Origin of the sequence: Bacteroides sp. 2201st1_D9_2201SCRN_220225 (assembly GCF_040928965.1) — a bacterium.
GTDB lineage: Bacteria > Bacteroidota > Bacteroidia > Bacteroidales > Bacteroidaceae > Bacteroides > Bacteroides stercoris.
Genome location: NZ_JBCODG010000106.1, coordinates 1 through 9,921, shown reverse-complemented (window position 1 = coordinate 9,921; position 9,921 = coordinate 1). Strand labels below are relative to the sequence as shown.

Here is a 9,921-nt window from a genome sequence, read left to right as displayed (position 1 = left end):
GATCTAAATGATCCCCTGATTCCGGGGCTTTTTGATTAATTGTTTAACTCGTCCCATTTTAACGGGACACTAATGATTTGAAAATATTACAGAGGAGATAGAATACATGAAACTGGACCTGGAACCAGAGTATAAACGTACCCGTTTAATGTATTTTGATTTGATTATCCTAAAATCATAATTCACTTTCTTCTAACAAAAGAAAATACCCCGGTCACTTAGGATGAATACCATATGTCAAAACAGTAATCTGGGCTTTTACCTATTTGGGTAGGTCATAAATGACACACAGTGCAAAGTAACCGAGGCATATATTTTATCTATTCGTCATATTAACGAAGTTCATCAAGTCTTGTTCCTTTATCAATATTCGTCCGGCTGGCTTAGTGTATGGTATCCTTCCTTCAGCCAAGTATCGTTGTACGGTTTTGTAAGATACACGAAGAAGTTCGGCAGCCTCTCTCACGGTTATAAATTTCATATTCATATAATCTTATTGAGTCGTTCAAATTCTTTATCAACTTCAGATTGATATATATGCGCATATAATTGGGTAGTCTGAATATTTGTATGCCCAAGCATTTTGCTTATAACCTCAATTCTTACTCCGTTAGCCAATGCAATAGAAGTTGCAAAAGTATGTCGGGCAACGTGACTTGTCAGCTTCTTTTTTATCTCACAGAACGCACCTAATATTTTCAAATATAAATTATACTTTTGGTTAGATATAATAGGTAATTTGAAGTCATATTTCTTTAATATGTCCATAGCCTTATCCATAAGCGATATATTATAAGGCGTTCCTGTTTTTATTCTGTGATCTCTTATTCTATACATTCCGTTAGCCATTACAGCGTCTTTAAAATTAAAAGCCGCCAAATCTGCATACGCCAAACCAGTATAACAGCAAAATAGAAAAATATCTCTTACACGGCTTAAACAAATGTCATCAATCTGTTTTGTTTCAATCTTGATGAGTTCTTCTTTTGTTAGAAACCGTCTTAGTACGCGCTTACCGTGATCCAACTTGAAATTTTGATATGGATTTTCCGAAATCAAATGGGCAGCGTATGCTTCCCTTACAAATATCTTCAGTATCTTGTGATAATTATATACCGAAGATTGGCACTTACATCGTTTCTTAGCAAATTCATCATATGCTCTAATATTTTCATAGCAAATATCAGCAAAGTCTTTTATTCTACCAAACTCCTTCAGCGCCTTTAGTACACATCTTTGTCTTTGTTTGGTTGAATCACTTACTTGCCGCTCACATATTCTCTTTTCCATAAAGGATAGGAATGAGCTTGTAACTTCAGACGATGAATTGCCTAAATACTGCTCTAATCTTTCAAAAGTGAAAGGAATGTTTTGGGAAGACATTTGGTAGGCCAAGTCATATATCCCAGCTACCATGTCATTCAACCTTTGATTAAAAACCAATGATTGAGGGTGATTTTTGACTTTCATGTCTTTACTCCATTGATCGGAATAGAGCTTTATCCCTGTTCCGATATACTTGCGTTTCCGCTGATAGGTTATCTCCATTTGCACAGAGGCCTGATGTTTTTTGGTGGCTACATGCTTTCTATCAAAGACGAGCCGTACAGATACATTGTTCATACTTTTACTTTAAGTATGATTAATAAATGCAGATAAGGAGAAAATTGGAAGATTTCATTTGGTATCACACCCGGTATCACATTTGGTATCACACAAATATTACTTTTTGCGATACCGTGTCCTAATTTGATGCAATTATACTCTCTTTTGATACTCCTTTAGACATCAATTTACATAATGTCTAATCAATTAAATTACTGTAAACCAATAAAATAAGGAGGCTTAAACCTCCTTATTTCAAGTACACCCTCAGGGATTCGAACCCTGGACCCACTGATTAAGAGTCAGTTGCTCTACCAACTGAGCTAAGAGTGCATCGCCAATGTCTCATTTGCGGGTGCAAAGGTAGTCCTTTTATTTTATTTTGCAAACAATTCCAGGAGTTTTTTTCGATGAAATCGGCATATTTTTATTCAAACTCATATAGTTCGGAAGGCGTAGTTCTCTTTAAAGCGCAGAGTTGTACGTCTTTACCTACGATGATACCTTTTTCTCTTAATTTCCATTCAACGGTTTTATAGGCCAGTTCCGGGTGATTGTTATCTTTACTTAGATGGCAAAGCCAGATGTATTGCAGATGTTCTGTGAAATTTTCTGCAAGGAATTCTGCGGTATCAATGTTACTCATGTGTCCGGTACGACCGGTTATGCGCTCTTTCAGGTATTGGGGATAAGTACCCATACGCAACATTTCATCATCGTAATTGGCTTCCAGTATCAAATAGTTGGCTTTGCAGATATAATGTGCTGCGGTAGGAGTTATTTCTCCGAGGTCGGTAAGAAAAGAGAATACCTTTCCGTCTATCTCGATGCAATATCCCACATTGTCCGTACCGTCATGAGGAACTTCAAAAGATTCGATACGGAAATCTTCCAGTTGCATAGGCTGTTGTTTCTCCAGATAGCGGACGGATGAATGCAACTTCTCCGTCATGCAATAACTCTTATTAATACCTTCGTGAATGCGTGCCGTTGTATAAATAGGTATATTCAGTTTTTCTCCCAATCCGCCTACCGCTTTTATATGGTCGGCATGGTCATGGGTAACAAACACCGCACGTATCATTTCCATGTTGATACCTGCCTCTTTTAATCCTTTTTTTATGGTACGGACAGCGATACCGGCATCAATAAGTATTCCGTATTTTTCTGTGCCTATATAATAGCAGTTGCCACTGCTACCACTTGCAAGGCTTATAAATCTTACTTTCATTCTAATCTCCTTAATTAAAAAGAGGGTATGTTAAAATTCGCTTATTATTTGTTTCTTTTTAGGCACGGATTACATGGAAAGCACAGATTTTCTTTATTCTTTTTTCCGTGAAATCCGTGTAATCCGTGCCTAAAAAATCATCAAGTGTATTTCGACACCCCTCAAAGACAGTGCCATGAGGACAGAATTAAGCATGCTTAATTTATGCCGGATGCGACCTGTCTTTACATCGGGCGACAAATATAGCGAAAATATGCAATATAAAAGATTATACTTTCTTCTTTTTGTCGATGGATTCGGTGGTTTTGGCAAAAATCAGCAACGCTATGGCAGCCACCAATCCTATTCCCGCAAAGTAATACCAGATGTAATGCGCATTGACGCTGGCAGCTTCCCAAGCTTCCCGGGTTGCAAATAAAGCCGGGTCGGGACAATATTTGGTAAGCAATACACCCGCTATGCCAAAACCGAAAATAGAGGACAGGAAAGAATGGAGATGGCTGAATCCGAGATACATGCCTTCTTCTCCCTCAGGAGCCTGTAAAGAGAAATATTCCAGATAGCGCGGAGAAATAAAGCATTCCGCCAAAGCTTGAACTACAATACCGAGTATCATCATCAATGTAATATTGCTCATGCCGGAAATAATCTCGTTGCCCAGCAGGTTTCCACACGCCATCAGTAACGCGGAAACAGGAATCAGGAACATACCGATGTTCATGGACGTAATAGCCGTACGCTTTGCCATCCACCTGGTGATGAAACTTACACAGCAAACCACAACAAAAGGATTTACATTGGCTATCCAGCCCGGCTTGGCCGTTTCGCCCGCCATACGGATAACATACTTGGGCATTGTGGCATATAATTGTTGCTGTACCATCCAGAATCCAGTTACGATAAGGATAAGAATCAATAAACGCCAGTTGGTGATGATGCGCAGAAAACCTTGGCCTATTTCGCGCATGCTTTTACCTTCGCCTGCCGTATGTGCCGATTTATACAGAAGGACAACGGACAGCAACGCCAGAATAGTCATTGTGGCAGAGAAGAAGTTGATATAGATATAGGCCTGCTCACCGATAGCGTTGCGCAAGGGGTCGATAATGGTCTTTCCGGTAAAAGCACCGAAGTTCACCATCATATAAAAGATTGAATAACCACGGGCGCGGGTTGCTTCGGTGGTTTCCTTCGCAACCGATGCGGATATGATAGATTTGATGAACGAACCGCCGAGCATGATGACAAACAAAATGGGAACAATCATCCACCGTTCGCTACTGTCGGCCAGCCCTGAAAAGCGCGTAACTTCGCCATATTCCACCAGTCCGGCAGCTTCCAGCAGTGTAGGCAGCACGCCCAGACCCAAATATCCTGCAGACAGTAAGGAAAATGCGATAATCATTGATTTACGGAAACCTATCTTGTCGGCATAAGCTCCGGTAAAAATGGGAAGCAGATACAGTCCGCCCGAAAACAGACCAGAAATCATACTCGCTTCAAAATCGTTAAAACCTAAAATGTTGGACAGATAAATGGTAAGAACAATAAATACGGCATAATATGCCATGCGTTCAAAAAGTTCTACTGTGTTGCTTACCCAAAAGGCTTTGCTGAAACCTTTGGCATTAGTTTGGGGTGATTGAGTCATCCTTTACTGATTAATAGTTATGTTTTAATTACTTATATTTGCAGCAAATATACTCAATAACAATAAAACGGACAACGTATGAAAGATAAAATAGAAGTAGTAGCATTCGATGCAGACGATACCCTTTGGGAAAACGAGGTTTATTTTCAGGAGTTTGAGCATCAGTTCTGTGATTTACTGAAAGCATACCAACCGCAGAGTGCCGTTTCGCAGGAGCTGTTCAAGACAGAGATGAAAAACCTGCACATGTATGGCTACGGCTTGAAAAGCATGATGCTCAGCATGATTGAAACAGCCTGCCGGATTACCGGAGGAGAAGGTAACATGCATTGCGTGAAAGAAATCGTCAGGTTGGGGCAGGAGCTTCTGCAAAGACCCGTAACGCTTCTGGATGGGGTGGAAGAGGTGCTGCTCCGCCTGCAAGGAAAATACAGGCTGGTACTGGCGACCAAAGGAGACCTGTTCGACCAAAGAAGAAAAGTCCGGGAGTCGGGATTGATGCACTACTTCTGCCACATCGAGATAATGAGTGACAAGAAAGAAGCCGATTATCGGAAACTACTTACCACCGTGGAATGCGCCCCGCAGAATTTCCTGATGTTGGGAAACTCCGTCAAGTCGGACATACTGCCGGTTTTGGAGCTGGGCGGATATGCAGCCCACATTCCTTACCACGTCACCTGGCAGTATGAAACCCATGATGGGGATATTGCGCATCCCAACTTCATCCGGTTAAAAAACATCACGGATATAATGGAATATCTCCTGTAAGGTATCTGCTGCACAGGAAAGCTTAATTCAGCGGTATCCAATGAAAAGCCCTTCCACGCTTGCCATAAGGTATCAAGCATGGAAGGGCTGATTTTAAAATTATCTCATTCCCGTCTTTTAGAACTGGAAGAACTTCTTGGCGTTGTAATAACTGATGTCCTCAATCATCTGATTGACGCGTTCCATTTCGGAAACGGGAATTTCACCGTTTTCCACATCACGGCCTACGAGGTTACACAACGTGCGGCGGAAATATTCATGACGCGGATAGGAGAGGAAAGAACGCGAGTCTGTCAGCATACCTACGAAACGGCTCAGCAGGCCGAGTACGGAGAGTGCATTCATCTGTTTTTCCATACCGTCTTTCTGGTCGAGGAACCACCATCCCGAACCGAATTGAATCTTGCCGGCAACAGTACCGTCCTGGAAGTTGCCCAACATGGTAGCGATTACCTCATTGGCACATGGGTTCAGATTATACAGAATGGTCTTTGTCAGTTTGCCTTCCGAATTCAGACGGTCGAGGAATTTAGCCATCGCCTTGGCGGTTGTAAACTCGCCGATAGAGTCGAAACCAGTGTCCGGGCCGAGCAGTTTGAACATCTTGCTGTTGTTGTTGCGGATAGCCCCGTAGTGGAATTGCTGTGTCCAGCCCTTTTCCCAATCCATCTCGCCAAAGGCAACCAGCATAGCCGACTTGAACTTCAGGATTTCTTCCTTAGTCAGTGCAGTACCGCCATATACCTTATTGAAGATTGCCTTAATTTCCGCATCCGTATAGTCTTCCGCATAGAATTCTTCGATGCCGTGGTCGGACAGCTTGCATCCCTGGGCGGCAAAGAAGTCATGACGCTTGCGCAAAGCGGCAATCATATCGTCGAAAGTAGAAATAGTCACACCGCTTACTTCCGCCAGCTTCTCTACGTAAGCACGGAAATCGCCGGGAACTTCCACCGCCATCGCCTTGTCGGGGCGCCAGGTAGGAAGCATCTTTATCTCAAATCCGCTCTCACGGGTCTTGATATGATATTCCAGCGAGTCAATGGGGTCGTCCGTAGTACACACGGTTTCCACGTGATAACGGCGCATCATGCCGCGGGCAGAATATTCGGGTTGTTTCAGTTTCTCGTTACATTCGTCGTAGATTTCACGTGCGGTCTTGGGGTTCAGAATCTTGTCGATGCCGAATGCCGTCTTCAACTCCAGGTGCGTCCAGTGATACAAAGGATTGCGGAAAGTATAAGGTACGGTTTCCGCCCATTTCTCAAACTTTTCCCAATCGGTGGTGTCCTTGCCGGTACAGAAACGTTCGTCCACACCGTTGGTACGCATGGCACGCCACTTGTAGTGGTCGCCGCCCAGCCAGATTTCCGTCAGTGACTTGAATTGGTAGTCGTCTGCTACCATTTGTGGAATTAAATGACAGTGATAGTCAATAATCGGCATTTTAGCCGCATGTTCGTGGTACAACTTCTGCGCGGTTTCAGTCTGCAACAGGAAGTTCTCGTCCATAAAGTTTTTCATCTTCTTGTGTTTTAAGTATCTAAAAATTTTACTTTCTTGTCGTTACACCTATATAGTATTGATTGTAAAGCTAATAGGCTCGATAACGCTTTTTGCTTTTATTAACCGTTATCGAACACAAAAGTAGAAATTTTACTTGGAGAAACAAAATAATTCGTATCTTTGCGGCAAATATTTATAATATTTAAGTTTTAAATGTAAGACCTTTAAACACCTTAGGGCGGGAGAAGATGGAAAACAAGAATTATACGATAAAAGACATTGCACGCATGGCCGGCGTCTCTGCCGGAACCGTAGACCGCGTGCTTCATAACCGGGGCGACGTATCCCGTGCAAGCAGAGATAAGGTTCAAAAAGTCCTCGATGAAATCGATTATCATCCCAACATGTTTGCCATAGGTCTGGCGGCAAAAAAGCGCTACCATATAGTATGTATCATACCTTATTATATAGAGCATGATTACTGGCACTCCGTTGCGGCGGGCATAGACCGTGCCGCGCAAGAGCTGCGGCCGTTCAATGTAGGGGTGGACTATCTTTTTTACAGCCATGCGGATAAAGCGTCCTATGAAACGGCATGTGCGCAACTTCAATCCGTTGTTGCCGACGGGGTGTTGATAGCCCCGAATTTTCAGGATGATACCCTGAAGCTGACATCGTATCTGGAAGATAAAAAGATACCTTATGCCTTCATCGACTTCAATATGGAGCAGACTCATGCACTATGCTATATAGGCCAGGACTCCAAAGTCAGCGGATACATTGCCGCCAAAATACTGATGCGCCGCTACCGGGAAGGGCAGGAATTGGCGCTTTTCCTGAACAATCAGAAGAACAGCCCCGCCGAGGTGCAGATGCAACGGCGCCTGGAAGGCTTTATGCAGTATCTTGCGGCCGAGCACAAGAACCTGACTATACACGATGTCGTTCTCCACAAGGAAGACACCGCCGCCAACGAGGAAGTGCTGGATGCTTTCTTCTCCGGACATCCCAAAGCCACTTTAGGGGTCGTGTTCAACTCACGCGTGTATCAAGTGGCGGACTACTTGCAGAAAAAGAATCTGAAGCTGGATGCACTGGTCGGCTACGACCTGCTTCAGAAGAATGTGGAACACCTGAAAAACGGCGAAGTGAACTATCTCATCGGGCAGCGGCCGGGACTGCAAGGTTATTGCGGCATCAAAGCACTGTGCAATCACGTGGTATTCAAAAAGCCGGTCACAGCCGTAAAATATATGCCTATCGACATCCTGATGAAGGAAAACATCGACTTCTATTTTGAGTTTGAATAATCCTGCATATAGTAAGAAAGACTATCAATCATAATCCAACAATCATAATTAAAATCATTTTCAAGATGAAAGCATTAAACAAACAGACGGCTCCCAAGTCCGTTGCTCCCGAACGAATCATCCAGTTCGGTGAAGGTAACTTCCTTCGTGCATTTGTAGACTGGATTGTTTACAACATGAACCAAAAGACCGACTTCAACGGCAGTGTTGTAGTGGTTCAGCCTATCGAAAAAGGAATGGCGGAATGGCTGAACGGCCAGGACTGCCTTTACCATGTCAACCTGCAGGGCCGTTTGAACGGTGAAGCGGTAAACAGCCTCACGCGTATCGACTGCATCAGCCGCGCATTGAATCCCTATTCTCAGAACTCTGCATTCATGGCGCTTGCCGACCAGCCCGAAATCCGTTTCGTTATCTCCAACACCACGGAAGCCGGCATCGCGTTCGACCCGAACTGCAAGTTCAGCGACGCCCCCGCATCTTCTTATCCGGGCAAGCTGACCCAGTTGCTGTTCCGTCGCTTCAAGACGTTCAAGGGCGACAAGAGCAAAGGCCTTATCATCATGCCTTGCGAATTGATTTTCCTGAACGGACATCACCTGAAAGAATGTATCTACCAGTACATCGAACTGTGGAAAGAAGACTTCGGAGCGGATTACGAGAAGTTCAAGACCTGGTTCACAAAGTACTGCTATGTATGCGCCACTCTGGTAGACCGCATCGTTCCGGGCTTCCCGCGCAAGGAGATTGCGCAGATTCAGAAGAAAATCTGTTATGCCGACAACCTGGTTGTACAGGCCGAAATCTTCCACCTGTGGGTTATCGAGGCAGCCGAGAATCTCTCTCTCCGCCAGTTGGCAGAGGAGTTCCCTGCAAACAAGGCGGGATTGAACGTACTCTTCGTGAAGTCCGAAGCTCCTTACCACGAAAGAAAGGTTACTTTGCTGAACGGTCCTCACACCGTGCTTTCTCCGGTGGCTTACCTGAGCGGCGTAAACATCGTGCGCGATGCCTGCAACCACCCCGTTATCGGCAAGTATGTCCGTAAAGTACAGTTCGACGAACTGATGCAGACGCTGAACCTGCCTATGGACGAACTGAAGAAGTTTGCCGCCGATGTATTGGAACGTTTCGACAATCCTTACGTAGAACACCAGGTAACCAGCATCATGCTGAATTCCTTCCCGAAATACCAGACCCGCGACCTGCCGGGCTTGAAGACTTACCTGGAACGCAAGGGCGAACTTCCGAAAGGCCTCGTACTCGGTCTTGCCGCCATCATCACATATTACAAGGGCGGCGTGCGTGCCGACGGCGCTGAAATCACTCCGAACGACGCTCCCGAAATCATGCAACTGCTGAAAGACCTTTGGGCAACAGGCGATACCCGCAAAGTAGCGGAAGGCGTATTGGCAGCCAAAGACCTCATTTGGGGCGAGCACGGAGACTTGAACGCCATTCCGGGACTGACGGATATGGTAACCGGCTTCCTGAACTCTATCCAGGAGAAGGGTATGCTGGAAACAGTAAAAAGCATTCTCTGATAAAGAATCGGTATGACAAAAGAAAAACAGGAAGGTGTGTCGTAATGCACGATGCACCTTCTTTCTTGTTTATCACCGATATAAATCGGTTTATTTTCTTCAAGCTGCGATAATTCGAAGATTTCTTTGATTTATGTGTCTCCAGCATCTAAATAAAGCGACAGTAAGCTCATAAAACCATCCTATCAGCCAGTTCATACCTTCTTTTGTCAGTTTTGCACACATCTTTTTTATATTGAAGGCAATGGCTAGGAAGGCAAAGTCCATGAAGACCTTGTCCTTTCCAAAATGTCGGAAACGTTT

Annotated in this window: 8 protein-coding genes, 1 tRNA gene and 1 pseudogene; 3 read left to right on the top strand and 7 right to left on the bottom strand. The window is 44.2% G+C overall.

Annotated elements, in window-relative coordinates; translation table 11 throughout:
* Positions 1–316: 316 nt before the first annotated feature.
* The 5 genes from AB5903_RS20890 to AB5903_RS20870 form a co-directional block, all read right to left on the bottom strand.
* Positions 317–481 (bottom strand): helix-turn-helix domain-containing protein, encoded by a 165-nt coding sequence (locus AB5903_RS20890; protein ID WP_165593230.1) that lies wholly within the window; start codon positions 479–481, stop codon positions 317–319.
* Positions 482–483: 2 nt separating this feature from the next.
* Positions 484–1,623, bottom strand: coding sequence for a site-specific integrase (locus AB5903_RS20885; RefSeq protein ID WP_060386313.1), 1,140 nt, complete (start codon positions 1,621–1,623; stop codon positions 484–486).
* Between the two features lie 242 nt (positions 1,624–1,865).
* Positions 1,866–1,938: transfer RNA gene (locus AB5903_RS20880), tRNA-Lys, on the bottom strand.
* A gap of 94 nt (positions 1,939–2,032) precedes the next feature.
* On the bottom strand, positions 2,033–2,836 hold the full coding sequence (locus AB5903_RS20875) for an MBL fold metallo-hydrolase (RefSeq protein WP_005654138.1): 804 nt from the start codon (positions 2,834–2,836) through the stop codon (positions 2,033–2,035).
* Positions 2,837–3,104: 268 nt separating this feature from the next.
* Entirely contained in the window at positions 3,105–4,487 is a 1,383-nt protein-coding gene (locus AB5903_RS20870) for a peptide MFS transporter (RefSeq protein ID WP_368118224.1), read from the bottom strand.
* Positions 4,488–4,565: 78 nt separating this feature from the next.
* Here AB5903_RS20870 and AB5903_RS20865 point away from each other — a divergent pair, with 78 nt between their 5' ends.
* Positions 4,566–5,258, top strand: coding sequence for an HAD family hydrolase (locus AB5903_RS20865; protein ID WP_005654140.1), 693 nt, complete (start codon positions 4,566–4,568; stop codon positions 5,256–5,258).
* A 117-nt stretch (positions 5,259–5,375) separates the two neighbouring features.
* On the opposite strand, the gene uxaC is transcribed toward AB5903_RS20865, so the two are convergent.
* Positions 5,376–6,782 carry a glucuronate isomerase gene (gene uxaC / locus AB5903_RS20860; RefSeq protein ID WP_005654141.1) on the bottom strand — a complete coding sequence of 469 codons (1,407 nt, stop codon included), beginning with the start codon at positions 6,780–6,782 and terminating at the stop codon, positions 5,376–5,378.
* Between the two features lie 230 nt (positions 6,783–7,012).
* Between uxaC and AB5903_RS20855 the strand changes: the two genes are divergently transcribed.
* Both AB5903_RS20855 and AB5903_RS20850 read left to right on the top strand, forming a co-directional pair.
* Positions 7,013–8,074 carry a substrate-binding domain-containing protein gene (locus tag AB5903_RS20855; RefSeq protein ID WP_117740421.1) on the top strand — a complete coding sequence of 354 codons (1,062 nt, stop codon included), beginning with the start codon at positions 7,013–7,015 and terminating at the stop codon, positions 8,072–8,074.
* A 65-nt stretch (positions 8,075–8,139) separates the two neighbouring features.
* On the top strand, positions 8,140–9,618 hold the full coding sequence (locus tag AB5903_RS20850; RefSeq protein WP_368118223.1) for a tagaturonate reductase: 1,479 nt from the start codon (positions 8,140–8,142) through the stop codon (positions 9,616–9,618).
* Positions 9,619–9,717: 99 nt separating this feature from the next.
* Here AB5903_RS20850 and AB5903_RS20845 read toward each other — a convergent pair.
* A pseudogene (locus AB5903_RS20845) lies at positions 9,718–9,921 on the bottom strand (IS1182 family transposase); the annotation flags it as partial.

What these genes read in the sequence shown, in the direction of transcription:
- AB5903_RS20890 (WP_165593230.1), bottom strand. Translation starts at nt 481, where the DNA reads ATGAAATTTATAACCGTGAGAGAGGCTGCCGAACTTCTTCGTGTATCT.
- AB5903_RS20865 (WP_005654140.1), top strand. Translation starts at nt 4,566, where the DNA reads ATGAAAGATAAAATAGAAGTAGTAGCATTCGATGCAGACGATACCCTT.
- uxaC (WP_005654141.1), bottom strand. Translation starts at nt 6,782, where the DNA reads ATGAAAAACTTTATGGACGAGAACTTCCTGTTGCAGACTGAAACCGCG.
- AB5903_RS20875 (WP_005654138.1), bottom strand. Translation starts at nt 2,836, where the DNA reads ATGAAAGTAAGATTTATAAGCCTTGCAAGTGGTAGCAGTGGCAACTGC.
- AB5903_RS20885 (WP_060386313.1), bottom strand. Translation starts at nt 1,623, where the DNA reads ATGAACAATGTATCTGTACGGCTCGTCTTTGATAGAAAGCATGTAGCC.
- AB5903_RS20855 (WP_117740421.1), top strand. Translation starts at nt 7,013, where the DNA reads ATGGAAAACAAGAATTATACGATAAAAGACATTGCACGCATGGCCGGC.
- AB5903_RS20850 (WP_368118223.1), top strand. Translation starts at nt 8,140, where the DNA reads ATGAAAGCATTAAACAAACAGACGGCTCCCAAGTCCGTTGCTCCCGAA.
- AB5903_RS20870 (WP_368118224.1), bottom strand. Translation starts at nt 4,487, where the DNA reads ATGACTCAATCACCCCAAACTAATGCCAAAGGTTTCAGCAAAGCCTTT.